The sequence below is a fragment of the Actinocorallia libanotica genome (assembly GCF_039525175.1).
Taxonomy (GTDB): Bacteria; Actinomycetota; Actinomycetes; order Streptosporangiales; family Streptosporangiaceae; genus Actinocorallia; species Actinocorallia libanotica.
In genome coordinates, this window is sequence record NZ_BAAAHH010000025.1 from 97700 (window position 1) to 113365 (window position 15666).

The 15666-nt window shown below is 70.5% G+C and carries 12 protein-coding genes; 5 read left to right on the forward strand and 7 right to left on the reverse strand.

What is annotated here, in order from left to right; genetic code table 11:
* Positions 1 to 4: 4 nt before the first annotated feature.
* Positions 5 to 1816, reverse strand: coding sequence for an alkyl/aryl-sulfatase (locus ABD140_RS26705; protein ID WP_344243738.1), 1812 nt, complete (start codon positions 1814 to 1816; stop codon positions 5 to 7).
* A gap of 315 nt (positions 1817 to 2131) precedes the next feature.
* On the opposite strand from ABD140_RS26705, the gene ABD140_RS26710 reads away from it, so the two are divergent.
* On the forward strand, positions 2132 to 4270 hold the full coding sequence (locus tag ABD140_RS26710; protein ID WP_344243739.1) for an ATP-binding protein: 2139 nt from the start codon (positions 2132 to 2134) through the stop codon (positions 4268 to 4270).
* Positions 4267 to 4593: a hypothetical protein gene (locus tag ABD140_RS26715; RefSeq protein ID WP_344243740.1), complete on the forward strand. Its 327-nt coding sequence runs from the start codon at positions 4267 to 4269 to the stop codon at positions 4591 to 4593. The genes ABD140_RS26710 and ABD140_RS26715 overlap by 4 nt, the downstream gene beginning before the upstream one ends.
* Before the next feature lie 33 nt (positions 4594 to 4626).
* Here the strand turns inward: ABD140_RS26715 and ABD140_RS26720 are convergent, their stop codons facing one another.
* The 4 genes from ABD140_RS26720 to ABD140_RS26735 are packed head-to-tail and all read right to left on the reverse strand — an operon-like array spanning position 4627 to position 7988.
* Complete coding sequence (locus ABD140_RS26720) at positions 4627 to 5310, reverse strand: 3-keto-alpha-glucoside-1,2-lyase-like domain-containing protein (protein ID WP_344243741.1); 684 nt, start codon at positions 5308 to 5310, stop codon at positions 4627 to 4629.
* A gap of 20 nt (positions 5311 to 5330) precedes the next feature.
* Positions 5331 to 6533, reverse strand: coding sequence for a non-hydrolyzing UDP-N-acetylglucosamine 2-epimerase (gene wecB / locus ABD140_RS26725; RefSeq protein ID WP_344243742.1), 1203 nt, complete (start codon positions 6531 to 6533; stop codon positions 5331 to 5333).
* 28 nt (positions 6534 to 6561) lie between these two features.
* Positions 6562 to 7779 (reverse strand): glycosyltransferase family 2 protein, encoded by a 1218-nt coding sequence (locus ABD140_RS26730; protein WP_344243743.1) that lies wholly within the window; start codon positions 7777 to 7779, stop codon positions 6562 to 6564.
* A gap of 2 nt (positions 7780 to 7781) precedes the next feature.
* Positions 7782 to 7988, reverse strand: a complete 207-nt coding sequence (locus ABD140_RS26735; RefSeq protein WP_344243744.1) for a hypothetical protein — start codon at positions 7986 to 7988, stop codon at positions 7782 to 7784.
* A 302-nt stretch (positions 7989 to 8290) separates the two neighbouring features.
* Here ABD140_RS26735 and ABD140_RS26740 point away from each other — a divergent pair, with 302 nt between their 5' ends.
* The 3 genes from ABD140_RS26740 to ABD140_RS26750 all read left to right on the forward strand — a co-directional run bounded on the left by ABD140_RS26740 (position 8291) and on the right by ABD140_RS26750 (position 13723).
* Positions 8291 to 10105, forward strand: coding sequence for a DUF2334 domain-containing protein (locus ABD140_RS26740; protein WP_344243745.1), 1815 nt, complete (start codon positions 8291 to 8293; stop codon positions 10103 to 10105).
* Positions 10102 to 11100: a glycoside hydrolase family 113 gene (locus ABD140_RS26745; protein WP_344243746.1), complete on the forward strand. Its 999-nt coding sequence runs from the start codon at positions 10102 to 10104 to the stop codon at positions 11098 to 11100. Before ABD140_RS26740 ends, ABD140_RS26745 begins: the two co-directional genes overlap by 4 nt.
* Positions 11101 to 11236: 136 nt before the next feature.
* Complete coding sequence (locus ABD140_RS26750; protein ID WP_344243747.1) at positions 11237 to 13723, forward strand: DUF7927 domain-containing protein; 2487 nt, start codon at positions 11237 to 11239, stop codon at positions 13721 to 13723.
* Between the two features lie 53 nt (positions 13724 to 13776).
* On the opposite strand, the gene ABD140_RS26755 is transcribed toward ABD140_RS26750, so the two are convergent.
* Positions 13777 to 14976, reverse strand: coding sequence for a sensor histidine kinase (locus tag ABD140_RS26755; protein ID WP_344243748.1), 1200 nt, complete (start codon positions 14974 to 14976; stop codon positions 13777 to 13779).
* 8 nt (positions 14977 to 14984) lie between these two features.
* Complete coding sequence (locus tag ABD140_RS26760) at positions 14985 to 15635, reverse strand: response regulator transcription factor (RefSeq protein WP_344243749.1); 651 nt, start codon at positions 15633 to 15635, stop codon at positions 14985 to 14987.
* Positions 15636 to 15666: the final 31 nt, after the last annotated feature.

Here is a 15666-nt window from a genome sequence, read left to right on the forward strand (position 1 = left end):
GGGATCAGGGCGTGACGATGGGGAAGTTCTCGTCGGGCTTCTCCAGGACCCCCGTCAGGCGCCGGAGGGCCCCCAGGTCCCCGCTGTGGGAGACGCCCTCCGTTCCCCCGCCCTCCAGGAGGCCGAAGAGCCGGGCGCGGGTCAGGGTGAGCGACAGGTCGACCTCTCCCTGTTGACGGGTGCGCGGGCGGTGGGTGAGGACGCCGTTGGTCAGCGTCATCCGGTACTTCTCGCCGGTGTCGGTAAAGTCCCAGTCGATGGTCAGGTGCTCGTCCCACGCCTTCGGCCCGTTGACGCGGATGGCCATGGAGTCGAAGACCTGCTCGGTCGACAGCCCCGCGGCCATGCCGCCCGCGATGCTCATCGGATTGGGCTTGATGCCTTCGCGCAGCTCCATCGCCCCGGTCAGGTAGAAGTTGCGCCAGGTGCCGTTCTCGGCGCCCTGGCCGAGCCGCTGGTAGACGTCGGCGAGCGCGGCCTTGGCGTGCTCGTTGACGGGATCGGCGAACACCACGTGGTCGAGCAGGGTCACGGCGAACCGCAGATCGCCCTGCTCGACGTAGTCGCGGGCCAGGGCCAGGACCTTGGAGGCGCCGCCCATGCACGCGACGTAGCGTTCGGCCTCGGCCGCGGGCGGGTGCTGCCACAGGTGCGCGGGGTTGCCGTCGAACCAGCCCATGTAGCGCTGGTAGATCGCCTTGACGTTGTGGGACACCGAGCCGTAGTAGCCGCGGGCGTGCCAGGCGTGCTCCAGGGCGGGCGGCAGCTCGATCATCTCGGCTATCTCGGTGCCGGTGTGCCCCTGGTTGGTCAGCCGCAGCGTCTGGTCGTGCAGGTAGGCGTACAGGTCGCGCTGGCCGGAGAGGAAGGCGACGATGTCCTCCCGCCCCCAGGTGGGCCAGTGGTGGGAGGCGAACGCGACGTCGGTGCCGTCGGCGAACAACTCGATCGCCTCGTCCAGGTAGCGCGCCCACACCCGGGCGTCGCGCACCAGAGCGCCGCGCAGCGTCAGCAGGTTGTGCAGGTTGTGCGTGGCGTTCTCCGCCATGCACAGCGCGCGACGCTGCGGGAAGTGGAAGTTCATCTCGGCGGGGGCCTCGGTTCCGGGCGTGAGCTGGAAGACGATCCGCACGCCGTCGACCGTCTCCTCCTGCCCGGTGTGGGTGATGTCCCGGTTCGGAGGGATGAGGCCGACCTTGCCGGACGAGGCGGTCTGGCCCAGGCCGGTGCCGATCATGCCCTCCGGGCTCCTGGGCAGCAGCACGCCGGTGTGGTAGATCCCGCGGCGCCCCATGGCGGTGCCGGCGTAGACGTTCTCGGCGACCGCGTGCTCCAGGAACCCGGCCGGGGCCAGGATGGGCGTGCCGTCGGGGTTGCCGGCGGGGATGACGCCCTCGGCGCCGCCGAAGTGGTCGACGTGCGAGTGCGTGTAGATCATGCTGGTGACCAGGCGTTCGCCCCGGTGCTCCCGGTAGAGCGCCAGCGCGGCGGCGGCGGTCTCGGCCGACACCAGCGGGTCGATCACGATGACGCCCTCGTCGCCCTCCACGAGCGTCATGTTCGACAGGTCGAGGCCCCGCACCTGGTAGATGCCCTCGGCGACCTCGAACAGGCCCTGCTCGGCGCACAGCTGCGACTGCCGCCACAACGACGGATGCGCCGTCTCGGGCGCGGGGCCGTCCAGGAAGGCGAAGACGTCGTTGTCCCACACGACCCTTCCGGTCGCGTCCTTGACCACACAGGGCTCCAGCGAGGCGACGCGCCCTCGCCCGGCGTTCTCGAAATCGGTCCGATCGGTGAAAGGCAGGTCCGTCATGCTTGGCTTTTGTGCTGATTTGCCCCTCGATAAATCCCCCGGACGGCAAACATTCCCCCGCCCGGCGGTTCAGGGGCCGAGGAGGGAGGCGTGGCCGGGAGGCCGGATGCGGTGAGCGCCTTCTGGAGGGATGCCTGCGACCGGCCGGAGATGCTCCCGATGGCGGTGCGGCGCGTCACCAGGGGGATCCGCGGCCTCCTCCGTCACCGGATCTGCCGTTTAAGAAGACATGCTTATAGCCATATAGCAACTTTATGTGGGATCTTTTACTGAGCAAGTCGCCACTATCGGTCCTCCGCTCCGATGGAAATCACGTTGAGTCAGAATCTTCCGTCCCCCCGCAGGCCGGCCTCGGAAACGGTGCACAACGAGGCGTCCGAGATCGGTTCCCTGGTGCAGGCGGGCAGTATCGAGGAACTGCACTTCCACCAGGCGCCGCGACGGGAGGTCGTGCCGCGCCTCCTGCCGGGGGTGACCGGGAACTTCACCGGCCGGACGAGGGAGCTGACCGAGCTCGACCGGCTGCTCGAGCACCGTGCCGCCGCCGCGGGGACGGCCTCGGTCTGCGTGCTCAGCGGGATGCCCGGGGTGGGCAAGACGGTGCTCGCGGTGTGGTGGGGGCACCTGGCTGCGACGCGCTTCCCCCATGGGCAGCTGTACGTCGACCTTCAGGGGTTCCACGCGAGCAGGGTGCCGCTGGAGCCGGGCGAGGTCCTGCACCTGTTCCTCTCGGCGCTGGGCGTGGAACCCCACCGCATCCCGGTGGCGGTGGAGGAGAAGGTCCAGCTCTACCGTTCGCTCCTCAACGAGAGGCGCGTCCTGGTGGTCCTGGACAACGCCGCGAGCACGGACCAGATCACGCCGCTGCTGCCCGGTGCCTCCTCGTGCACGACGGTCGTCACCAGTAGGAGGAGGCTGAGCGGACTGGTCGCCGACAGGGGCGCCCGCTCTTTGGCGATCCGTGCGTTCGACGAGCGGGAGAGCGGCGAATTGATGGCCCGCTACCTGGGGAGCCGCCAGGTCGAACGCGAACACGAAGCGTGCTCGGAATTGGTCGAGTTGTGCGGCGGACTGCCCCTGGCTCTGGGAATTGTCGCAGCTCAGGCGAGGATCTATAATAGTGCTCTGCGGGAACTCGTTGATGATCTCCGTGCAGAACATGACCGTTTGTCGGCAATGGATCTGGAAGATGGCGAGTCGGTCGGCGTGAGTGTTGCTTTCTCCTTGTCGTACTCGAAGCTCCAGCCCGACCAGGCGCGGTTCTTCCGCCTGGTCGGACTCAGTCCCGGACCCGAGTTCAGCCCCCAGGTCGCGGCCTCCCTCGCGGGCGTGTCCCTGCAGCGGGCGCGCAGCCTGCTGCGTTCCCTGAGCGACCACAACCTGATCGAGGAGGTCGCCCCGCGCCGGTACCGCATGCACGACCTGATCAAGCTCTTCGCCCGCAACCAGGCAGACGAGCGGGAGCATCCCCAGGCGCGCCGCCAGGCCATCCACCGGCTGCTGGACTTCCTCCTGGTCAACGCGACGGCGGCGGACCGGATCCTCACCCCCCACCGCACCCGGATAGAGGTGTCCGCCCCGGAGGCGGAGGTCCCCCAGGTCCGGATGGACGGCTACGACCAGGCGATCGCGTGGCTGGAGAGCGAGTACGCCTGCCTGATCGGAGCGCTGTCGAAGGCGGCGGAGACCGGCTTCTACCGGCACACCTGGCAGCTGGCCTGGACGCTGGGCGTCTTCTTCGACCGGCGGGGCCACGCCGTGGACCGCAGACGCACCGGTGAATGGGCGCTCACCGCCGCGCAGAGCCTGGGCGACCGGCAGGCCGAGGCCCTCGTCCGGGCCAGCATCGGCTCGGCGCACTCGCGGGTCAACGAGTTCGGCAAGGCCGTCGACGAGCTCGGCCGCGCCCTGGCGATCTTCCAGAACCTGGGTCTGACGCTGCACGAGGCGGACACCCTGCTCTCGCTGGCGATCGTCGACGAGGAGAGCGACCGGTACGAGGCGGCGAAGGTCCACCTGCACCGGGCCCTCACCCTCTACCGGGCTCACGGCGAGCGGTTCGGCGAGGCCCACGCCCTGGAGAACCTCGGCTGGAGCCACGCGCACCTGGGCGAGTACCCGGAGGCCATCGAGACCTGCGACGCCGCCGTCGAGATCTTCCGCGAGCTGGGGGACCCCGACGGAGAGGCCGACACGCTGGACAGCCTCGGCTACGTCTACGCCCGCCTCGACCGGCACGAGGAGGCGCTGGCCCACTACCACCGGGCGCTCGCGCTCTGGCAGGGCCTGGGCAACCGCTACGACGAGGCGGACGTCCTGACCAGGATCGGTGACTCCCACGCGGGCCTGGGCGACTCCGACGGCGCCCGCGAGGCCTGGATCCGGGCGCTCGCGATCTTCGACGAGCTGTCCCAGCCGGACGCCGAGCTGCTCCGTGCCAGGCTCGCCTCGTGAGCGCCCGCACCCTGCGCCGCGCGGGCGCGGTCCTGCTGGCCGGCGGGGCCGCCACCGTCCTGATCGCCTACCTGGCCGGCGCCGGGCTGGACAGGGCGGACAAGATCGCCAGCGTGTGCGGCCTGTTCATCGGCCTGTGCGGCCTGGGCCTGGCCCTGTACGGCCTCGTCGCGGCGCGCCGGTCGGGCGACGCCGCACCGGTGCGCACGGTCCACAACGAGGTGCACCCGGGGAGCGCCCCGAGCACGATCATCCAGGGCGATCACTTCGGCACCGTCAATCTGGGCGTTCCCCCGTCGGCTCCGGAGGACGGCTCCACCTGAGCGCGGACGGCGGACGAGGGGCCCGGCGTCCGGTCAGCCGTCGGTTCTGATGTCGCGGAACTCCACGGACGCGTCCTCGGTGTACATGCCGACCGAGCCGGACGGGTAGGGGCGTTCGCGGTCGACGAAGGCGGTCAGTTCGTCGCCGTCGGCGTGGACCTTCAGGGCGGCGCCCCGCTGCTCGACCTTCACCGAGTACCACTCGCCCAAGGGGAAGGGGCGGTGGCCGGTCTTCAGGAAGCGCTGTCCACCGGGGTAGGCGGGGTCGCGTTTGCCCAGTTCCCAGCCGTTCGGTTTCAGCGCCAGGTAGTAGAAGTGCTCGGGGTCGGTGTAGGCCCAGACGATCCAGGAGACCTCCCAGGGGTTGGCCTTCGGCTTGCGCAGCGCCTCGATCGTCCGGGTCTCCAGCTCGAAGTCGAGGTCGGTGTGCCGCGCGACCGAGACGACGAGGCCCGCGTGCGTCTCGTCGGGGCGGGTCGGCGCCATCGGCCGCATGCCGATGACGCCGTCGCGGATGCCGTTGCGCCCGTGGCCGTCGAAGACCGACCGCCACGGGCCGTGCACGGTGCCGTCCTTCCAGCGCACGAACGCCTCCGGGGTGCCGTCGTCGGCGAACGGGCGGATCCACAGCACCACCGGGATCAGCAGCAGCAGCGCCCCCAGGAGGAACGGCCGGCGCCTCGCGCGCCGGCGCCTGGGGCCTTCGGGCGTGCTCAAAGGGTGCCTGTCGGTCGGGGTCAGGTCGGTTCGGCGCTCCCGCGGGTCAGGGCGTCGATGATGCGTTCGGCGGCCTTTCCGTCGCCGAACGGGTTCACCGCGTTGGCCATGCCCGCGTACAGGTCGTGGTCGTCGAGCAGTCGGGTGGCCTCATCGTAGAGGACGGCGGCGTCGGTGCCGATGAGCTTGGCGGTGCCGGCCTCGACGGCCTCGGGGCGCTCGGTGGTGGCCCGCAGCACGAGGACGGGTTTGCCCAGGCTGGGCGCCTCCTCCTGCACCCCGCCCGAGTCGGTGAGCACCAGGTCGCACGCGGCGAGCGTCGCGGCGAAGTCGGCGTACCCGAGCGGCTCGACGATCGTCACCCGGTCGTGGCCGTCCAGGACCGGCAGCAGGGACTCGCGGACGGCCGGGCTCTTGTGCAGCGGCAGCAGCAGTTCGCAGTCGCCGCGGTCGGCGAGCCTGCGCAGCGAGCGGGCCATCGCGGTCATCTCCTCCCCCTGGCTCTCGCGCCGGTGCAGCGTCACGAGGATCCTGCGCGGACTCCGGTCCGGACGACCGGAGCGAAGCGAGGATCGGCCGGACCGGCCTTCGGGGGTCCGGGGGTCGTCCCCCGGATCGGTACGGCAGGAGCGGAACGCCGGAGTGCCCTGGCCGCGCGGGAGCATCCACAGCAGGTTGTCGATGACGGTGTTGCCGGTCACCTCGATGCGCTCGTCGGGGACGCCCTCCCGGCGCAGGTGCCCGGCCGACCGCTCGGTGGGCGCGAAGTGCCAGTGCGAGATCCGGCCGATGAGCTGCCGGTTGATCTCCTCGGGGAAGGGGTTGCCGAGGTCGCCGGTCCGCAGGCCCGCCTCGACGTGCGCGACCGGCACCCGGTGGTAGCCGGCGGCGAGCGCCCCGCACATCGCGGTGGTGGTGTCGCCCTGGACGACGACGAGGTCGGGCCGGAACTCGGCGATGGTGCGGCTGAGCCCGTCCACGAGCCGCCCGGTCAGCCCGGCGAGGTCCTGCCGCTCGCGCATCACGGCGAGGTCGGCGCTGGTCTTGACCTCCAGCAGGTGCAGCATCTGTTCGAGCATCTCGCGGTGCTGGCCGGTGCTGACGACGACGGGGTCGAAGCGGGGGTCGTCGGCCATGGCGCGCGCGACCGGGGCGAGTTTGATGGCCTCCGGGCGCGTGCCGAGGACGATCATGGCATGGGTCGGCTCGGGGAAGGTGGGCATGGGTGCTCCCGACGTGGTGGCGGTGGGGTCAGGTCCGGGCGGTCTTGAGCCAGCCCTGCCTGCCGGACATGTGGCGCCACAGCGCCCACCATCCGGAGAGGAACCAGACGTAGCCGTACAGGATGTAGACGTGCGCGGTGAGGAGGGAGCGCAGCCGCCCCGCCTCCTTCTCGCGCTGCCGGTAGACGTGGGCGTAGACGTTCGCGATCCCGAAGGTGATCACGTAGAACCAGGCGAACCACAGCGGGCCGAGCGTGCCGTGCCACACCGCGTCGGCGAGCGCGATCGCGAAGCTGACCGGCAGCAGCGACGTGAGCAGCAGCAGCGCCGGGCTCGACAGGTGGTAGAGCAGGTCCGCCGCGGCCCGCCCGTCGATCCTGCGCAGGATCAGGGGGTAGAGCTTGCGGGCCGCCTGCATGTGGCCCTGGAACCAGCGGGAGCGCTGGCGCACCAGCCGGCCCAGGGTGAGGACGGCCTGCTGGGAGACGGCCGCCGAGCCGCAGAAGGCGTTGGTCCAGCCCGCGGCGATGAGCCGGACGCCGAGGTCGAGGTCCTCGGTGAGGCAGTCGCTCCAGGGCTCCTCGCGCAGCGACTCCAGCGCGGACAGCCGCATGAACTGCCCGTTGCCGCCCATCCCCACGCTGCCCAGGTGGCGGCGCGCGTTCTGGAAGACCTCGCCGTAGACGACGAACTCCATGTCCTGGAGCCGGGCCAGCAGGCCCAGGTCGCGGTTGTACATGCGGACGCCGATCTGGACCGCGCCGATGCGGGGGTCGTCGAAGTACGGGTCGACCTCCAGGACGGCGTGCCGGTCGAGCCTGCCGTCGGCGTCGACGACGCAGACGATGACGTCGTCGGGGTCGCGGCCGTCGAGCAGGCCGCAGGCGCGCAGGTGCGCCAGGCCCGCGTTGAGGGCGGCGCCCTTGCCCTTGCGTGCTTCGGGAAGGGCGCGCCGGTGCAGCCGGACGCCGTCGCCCGCCGCCCGGACGAGTTCCGCCGTCCGGTCGTCGGAGGCGTCGTCGATGACGAGGACGAGGGTTTCGCCGGGCAGTCGGGAAAGGCGTTCCAGGCTCGCCTGGATCACTTTTTCCTCGTTCAGGCACGCGATGAGGAAGATGTAAAACCGAGAACGTCCGTTTTGGTCGTCCTTTTGTTGGTACGCGCGTCTCGACAGGACGAACATGCCGCCGTTGTAGCCGATCGCCATGGCGATCATGGCCAGGGCGAGCCCGATGCCCACGGTCATGATCACAGGGCGCGCCGTTCCCGGAACTCCGCGGAACGGATCCGCAAACGGGCGATGAGGACACCCAGCAGGAAAATCAGATAGAGCCCATAACCCGCCCCGGCGACGGCCAGCAGGACCCTCGCCACCTGGACGGGAACCGAGGCGCCCGGCATGGCGGCCACGCCGAGCAGGAAGAAGAGCGTGCCGAAGGGCAGCTTGGCATACATGCACGTCCCCGTTGATCAAGTGTCCGCAATGGCGGACCTTGCGCGCCCGGAATCGCCGGAACGGCCGCGCCTCCGACCGCGCGGCCCCCTTGACGATCACTTTACGAGGGCAGGATATCTTGAGCATTCTCCTTTGCATAGGCGAGTCGTAGATATTGGCTAAATATTCGGTTTTGTTGCCAGCAGTAACGTTCCAGCAAAGCGTGGACGTGGTTTTGGTCAACGTTCATACTGGCTCCCCGGCGGCTTCTCGGGGCAGGGTCGAAGTGCCGATAAGGACAATCGGAGGAGAATCCAGAGCTATGCGCACAAAATATGCGCTGGTCATCACCGCGATGGTCGGCGCGCTCCTCACCGCGCCGGGCGGGGGAGTCTCGGCGGGGCCGCTGCCGGTCCCCGCGGGAGGCGCGATCCCGATCGCCGGCGAGCGCAGCGCCGTGCTGAACGCGCTGACCGGCCAGGTGAGGCAGGGGGAGCGGGCGCGCCGGAAGAAGCCGCGCGACACCGTCAAGCCGCTCCCCGAGAAGGTGCGGGAGAAGATCGAGAAGCTGCTGAAGCTCCGGCTGCCGGTCCTCGGGCCGCCCTCCACCAGGCGCGCGGCGGCCGACCCGGCGACGTCCGCCCTGGTGCTCTACGACGACGCGGGCCCCTACGGCCACCTCGGCGAGCTGTACGCGATCGCCACCGCCAACCTCGCCGGCCACTTCGGGACGGTCACCGCCAAGCCGGTACAGAACTATGTCGCGGGGGAGACCGAGGACCACACCGCGACGATCTACATCGGCTCGACGTACTACGGCGGAGCCGTCCCGGACGCCATCCCCGACGCCTTCTACGGCGACGTCGCCACCACGGCGAAACCCGTCGTCTGGATGGGGATGAACATCTGGAACCTCGCCAACAAGATCGGCGCCTCGACGTTCAGCGCCAAGTACGGCTGGGACGCCACGAACTCCTTCTTCGGCGGCGCCGGCACCGCGCGCGTCGACTACAAGGGCAAGCCGCTCACCCGCACCGTCCCGGTGGCCGAGGACAGCGGCGTGATCCGGCCCTACGTCACCAACGCCCCGCTGGTCACCCAGCTGGCGACCGGCCAGGACCCGGCCACCTCCCCCGCGACCCCCTACCCGTGGGCGGTCCGCTCGGCGAACCTGACCTACCTCGGCGAGATCCCCTACGCCTACGTCAACGAGACCGACCGCGTCATCGCCTGGCACGACCTGCTGTTCGACGCGCTGGCGCCGGGCACCGCGACCCGGCACCGGGCGATCCTGCGCCTGGAGGACATCAGCCCCAACAGCGACCCCGACGAGCTTCAGGACATCGCCGAGTACCTCGCCCAGGAGGACATCCCCTACGGATTCCAGGTCGTCCCGCGCTACGAGGACCCGAACGGCACCTACAACGGCGGAACCCCGGAGACGGTCCGGCTCCAGGACCGGCCGCAGCTGCTCACCGTGCTGAACTACATGCTCGCCAACGGCGGGCGCATCATCCAGCACGGCTACACCCACCAGAACGGGAGCGCGCCCAACCCGTACAACGGGGTGACCGGCGACGACTTCGAGTTCTACCGCGCGCACGTGAACGCAAGCGACAGCGTCATCCTCGACGGCCCGGTCGCCGGCGACTCCGTCACCTGGGCGACCGACCGCATCAACTCCGGAAGGCAGCTGTACGCACCGCGCGGCCTGCCCACCCCCACGATCTGGACGACCCCGCACTACGCCGCCTCCGTCGCCGACTACACGGCGGTCAATAACGTCTTCGCGGCGGCGCTGGAGCGGCGCATCTACCCGTCCAGGACGCTGGCCGGCGGCACCCTCGACTACAACAAGATCATCGGTCAGTTCTTCCCGTACCCCGTGAAGGACGTGACCGGCGGCAAGGTGCTGCCCGAGAACCTCGGCAACTACGAGCCCGAGGCCTACAACAACCACCCGGCGCGCTTCCCGGCCGACATCGTCCGCGCCGCGGAGTACAACCTGACGGTCCGCGACGGCTTCGCCTCGTTCTTCTACCACCCGTACTTCCCGGTGGCCCCCCTCCAGGAGACGGTGCAGGGCATCGAGAACCTCGGCTACACCTTCGTCGACCCGGCGACGGTCATTCCGTGATCCACCGGACGCTGGCGGCGGTCCTCCTCGCGGGGGCCGCCGCCTCCTGCCGCCCCGAGGCCGCCGAGGCCACGCGCCAGTACGGCTTCGCCCTCCCCGCCTGGACGGAGTCGGACTACTCCTCGCCGCGGGCGCCCGCCTACGTCGCGTCCCTCGCCGCGACGGGCGCCCGCTGGATCCAGTTCACCCCCACCTGGTACCAGCGGACGACCGAGGACTCGACGATCCGCCGCACCGAGGAGACCGCCTCGGACGAGTCGCTGCGCGGCGTCATCGCGCTGGCCGAGAAGCACCGGCTGAAGGTCCTGCTGAAACCGCACGTCGACCTGCCGGGCGACGAGGACCGCGCCGAGATCCGCCCGAAGGACCGAGCGGAGTGGTTCGCGTCCTACCGCGCGTTCATCACGCACTACGCGAAGCTCGCCGCATCGGCGGGCGTCGACCAGCTCGCCGTCGGCACGGAACTGGCCGGGGTCAGCGGCCACCGCGCCGAATGGCTGGCGGTCATCTCCGATGTCCGTGACGCCTTCGCGGGCGAACTCGTCTACGCCGCCAACTACGACGCCTACCAGTCCGTCGCCTTCTGGGACGAGGTCGACCTCATCGGCATCGACGCCTACTGGCCCCTGGCCTCCGAGCCGACCGGCTCGGTCGAGGAACTGAAGCAGGCGTGGGATCCGCACGCCGCCGAACTGTCCGCCCTCTCCGCCGCCCACGGCAAGAAGATCCTCTTCACCGAGGCCGGCTACACCAGCCAGCGCGGCACCGTCACCGAGCCCTACTCCTGGACGGTCTCCGCCGTCCGCGACGACCGGGAGCAGGCCGCCGCCTACGAGGCCCTGCTCGCCACCTTCAGCACGAAGGCATGGTGGGCGGGCGTCATGTTCTGGATGTGGGACGACTGGCCGGGCAGTGAGTCCGTCCCGCGCCCCCTCGCCTACACCCCCCACGGCAAACCGGCCGAGAAGGTGGCGCGCAGGTACTTCACCCGCTGACGCTCCGGCAAAGGGCGGCCCGGTGCCCCGGACGGCGAACACGTCACCTGGTAGATACGGAAAGTATTCGATCTTGGTGTGTTCGAACCTCGGGAGCAGCATGGCAGTGATGAGAAGGGGGAGAAGCCGCCGTCCGGTGGCTCTCACGGCCGCGTTCGCGCTGGCCGCGATGGTGCTCACGGTACCCGCCCTGGCACGGACGGCGCAGCGCGCGCTGCCGGGTGACGTCCCCACGCCGTCCGCGACGGAGACCGTCGTGACGGTACGGACCGGCGGCGACCGGATCTCGCCGAGCGCGGTCGGCCCGCTGGCGGGTGTCACGCTCGGGCTGTTCACCGACGCGGACGGGACCGTGCCGGTCGATGAGGACTGGGCGCGGTGCGTGTCCGACGCCGACGGCGACTGCTCCTTCGTCGTTCCCGACACCGGTGAAGGCGGTGAGAACAACGGAGCGGTGTACTACGTCGCCCAGATCGCCGCGCCGTCCGGCTGGTACACCAACCCGGTCCTGCGCACCGGTCCGGGCAGCGGGTCCAGCTCCACCCAGACCCGGTACGTCTTCGAGACCCCGCCGATGGCGGGCGGCGAGACCTACAGGTCGACCCGGGACTTCATGTACGAGACCAGCACGAGCACACTGAAGACGTCGCTCGGCGTCTGGCAGAGCTCCCGCGACAACCCGCCGCTGCCCGCGAGGTGCGGGCTGCGCGTGGCGGTGCTGCTCGACCTGTCCAGTTCCGTCGGCAGCGCGCTGCCGGACCTCAAGGCGGCCACCGACACGTTCGCCGACTCGCTCGTCGGCACGCCTTCCCAGATGGCCGTGTTCAGCTTCTCCAGGACTTCACCGAGTGCGGGCGGCGCGAACCATCCCGAACTCGTACCCGTCTCCACCCAGGAAGGCGCCGACGCCTTCAAGGCGCAGTACGCCGACTGGGCCATCAGCAGCGGCACCAACTGGGACGCCGGTCTGTGGGCGGTGGCGTCCGCCGCTCCCGAATACGATGTGGCGATCGTGCTCACCGACGGCAACCCGACCTACTACGGCACCTCCTCGGGCAGCGGGGGCACCACCCGCGTCGCCTCGATGGAAGCGGCGATCTTCTCCGCCAACGCGCTCAAGGCCGAGGGGACCAGGGTCGTCGCGATGGGCGTCGGCTCCGGCGTCCAGGGGGTCAGCGCCCTGAACCTGCGGGCCGCCTCCGGTCCGACCGCCTACAACGGCACGAACGTCGCGACCGCCGACTACTTCCAGACCACCGAGTACGCGGAGGCCGGCGAGGCGCTGCGCGAGCTGGCCCTCGCCCAGTGCAAGGGCTCGGTGTCGGTCGTCAAGCTCATCGCGCCGCCGGAGACCACGGGCGAGGACGTCACCGGAGCCGAACCCGCCGGTCCCGGCTGGACCTTCGACGCCGAGCCCGCTTCGGCGGACACGCAGGTGAGCCCGCCGTCGGCCACGACCGTCGACGACGGCTCCGGAACGGTGTCCTTCGAGGTCGCCTCCACCACGCCCACGGCCTCCGTGACGCTCACCGAGACCCAGCACGAGGACCACGACCTGGTCACCCAGGGAGGCAGGAACGCGGTATGCCGCGACCTGGCGACCGGAGACCCGGTCACGGTGGCGAACACGGGCGCCCTCGGCTTCACCGTGGACGTCCCCCAGGACACGGCGGTGAGCTGCGAGGTCTACAACCGCCCGTCGGGGACCGCCTCGGTCACCCTGAGGAAGACCTGGGTGATCGACGGCACCGCCTATCGCGACGGGAGGCAGCCCGATGGCTTCTCCGCGGAGGCCACGCTCACCGGACCCGGAGACCTGCCCGCGTCCGAACAGCCCTTCGGGGAGCCGCGCGAGGGCTACACGGTGGGTGATGACATCACCTTGAACGAAGAGGTGGAGGTCCCGGCCGGATGCGCGCTGACGTCCCGGGAAGTGACGCGGATCAACGGTGAGACCGTCGGCCACTCGCTTCCCTACACCACGCAGGTGCGGACCCAGAGCGACGTCTTCCGGTTCACCAACACGGTCGAATGCGATGAGGACAGCGATCCGGCATTGAAGATCACCAAGCATGCCGATCCCGACCATGTGAAGCCGGGAGGGACCGTCACCTACACGGTGGTGGCGACGAACGTCGGCGACGGAGACTTCACCGAAGCCAACCCGGCAGGGTTCTCCGACGACCTCAGGGACGTCCTGCGAGGTGCTTCCTACAACAACGATGCCACGGCGATGCCTTGGGGAACCGTCTCCTACGACGCCCCGATCCTGTCGTGGAGCGGGCCGCTCCCCGCGGGCGAGTCGGTGGTCGTCGAGTACTCGGTGACCGTGCGCCCCCATCTGAAGAGGCCCGTCAAACTCTGCAACAGGGTCTCCTCCTCGGACGGGACGCCCGCCGCCAGGACCTGCGTGGAAGTGCACCCGAAGTGCAAGCACCACCGGCCCGGGCCGTGCTGCTGCCCCAAGCCGTGCTGCCGTCCTCAGCCGTGCCACCGCCCCAAGCCGTGCGGTGACCACAAGAAGCACCCGCGTCACTGCGGTCAGGCCGGTCGTCCGTACGACCGCGTCGAGCCTCCGCGGCGGGTCGCGAAGCCCCGGAAGTTCCGGCACCGCGATCAGTAGGAGTCCCGCATGACACCGGCCGGGCGCCCTTGGGCGCCCGGCCGGAGCTTTTTCTACCGGGTCGGTACTCCCGCCTGTACGAGCACACCGTCCTCTTCGCCCGGCGTCCGCAGCTCCTCCGGTACGGGTGGGAACGTCAGCGTGTGGGTCAGGCCGCCGGATGGAGGCGCGTCCGTTCGGAGGACGGCGGAGTGGGCGGTCGCGATGGATCGCACGATCGGGAGGCCCAGGCCGGCACCCGGTGAGTGCAGTCTGCTCCGGTTCCCCCGGTGGAAGGGGGTGAACAGGGCGGGGATCTCGTAGGGGGAGATCGGGGGGCCGCTGTTGGCGATGGTCAGGACGGCGGCTCCGTCGGGGCCGGCGGCGGTGCCGATCCGCACCCAGCCGCCTTCGGGGACGTTGTGCCGGACGGCGTTCTCCAGCAGGTTGCGCACCAGCCTTTCGATGAGCGTCGCGTCTCCCATCATGGGCGCTTCGAGCAGCTCCGCGACGACCTCGACGCCTTCGTGGTCCAGCTCCTTCGCCACGTGCTCGGCGAGATCGGCGAGGTCGAGATAGGCCCGGTCGGCCATCTCCGCGTCGGACCGGGCGAGCATGAGCAGCCCTTCGACCAGGCGCTCATGCCGGTCGTTGATCTCCAGGAGCGTCTCGCCGAGCTGCCGGACCTCGGGCGGCGCGTCCGCCCGGCGCAGCGCGACCTCCAGCAGCGCCCGGTTGAGCGTGAGCGGGGTGCGCAGCTCGTGCGAGGCGTCGGCGATGAAGCGGCGCTGCCCGTCGAAGGAGGCGTCGAGCCGCGCCAGCATGAGGTCGAACGTGTCGGCCAGCTCCTTGACCTCGTCGCGCGGCCCCGGCAGCCCGATCCGCTCGTGCAGGCCGCGGCCGGCGGCGGGCGCGTCGGCGATGCGGCGCGCCGTCTCGGTCATCCGCTGCAGCGGCTGGAGCAGGCGGCCGGCGATCAGCCAGCCGAGGGCCGCGGCCACCGCCCCGACGACGACGAGCCCGATCGCGCCCTGGGTGAGGATCGAGCCGAGCACGTCCTCCTGGGCCGCCTTGATGCGGACCACGTCGGTCCTGGGCACGGACTCCGGTGAGAATCCGCCGGCGCCGTCCGGCCCCAGGATCTCCTTCTTGAAGATCTGCGCCCCTGTGGGCACCTTCGCCGACACCAGCAGATAGGTGACGCCGAGCAGGACCATCCCGGCGAGCAGGAACAGCGCGGTGAAGGTGGCGGTCAGCCGCGTCCTGATCGTCATCCGCGCCCTCACGGGATCCGGTACCCCGTTCCCGGCTCGGTGACGATGACGCCGGGTTCGCCCAGCTTGCGGCGCAGTTTCAGGACGGCGACGCGGACCGCGCCCGTGAACGGGTCCGCGTGCTCGTCCCACGCCTTCTCCAGCAGCCGTTCCGCCGAGACGGCCACGCCGTCCGCCCGCAGCAGCTCGGCGAGCACCGCGAACTCCTTCCGGGAGAGCGCGACGTACCGTCCGTCGCGGAACACCTCGCGCCGGTGCGGATCCAGCCGTATCCCGGCCCGCTCCAGCACGGGCGGGATGTCCGTTCCGGTCCGCCTTCCGAGTGCCGTGACGCGCGCGGCCAGCTCCGCGAACGCGAACGGCTTGGGCAGGTAGTCGTCGGCGCCGAGCGCCAGTCCCGACACCCGGGACGCCACGTCGCCGGCCGCCGTCAGCATCAGCACCCGCGCCGGGCGCGGCGCGAGCTCGCGGCACACGTCGTCGCCGTGCACGACCGGCAGGTCGCGGTCCAGGACGACGACGTCGTAGTCGTGCACCCCGATCCGCTCCAGCGCCGCGCCGCCGTCGCCCGCCACGTCCACGGCGTGAGCGTCGCCGCGCAGCCACTCCGCGACGGCTTCCGCGAGCAGGGGTTCGTCCTCCACCACCAGGATCCGCATGCGCCACATCGATACCGGTGCGGGCGTTTCC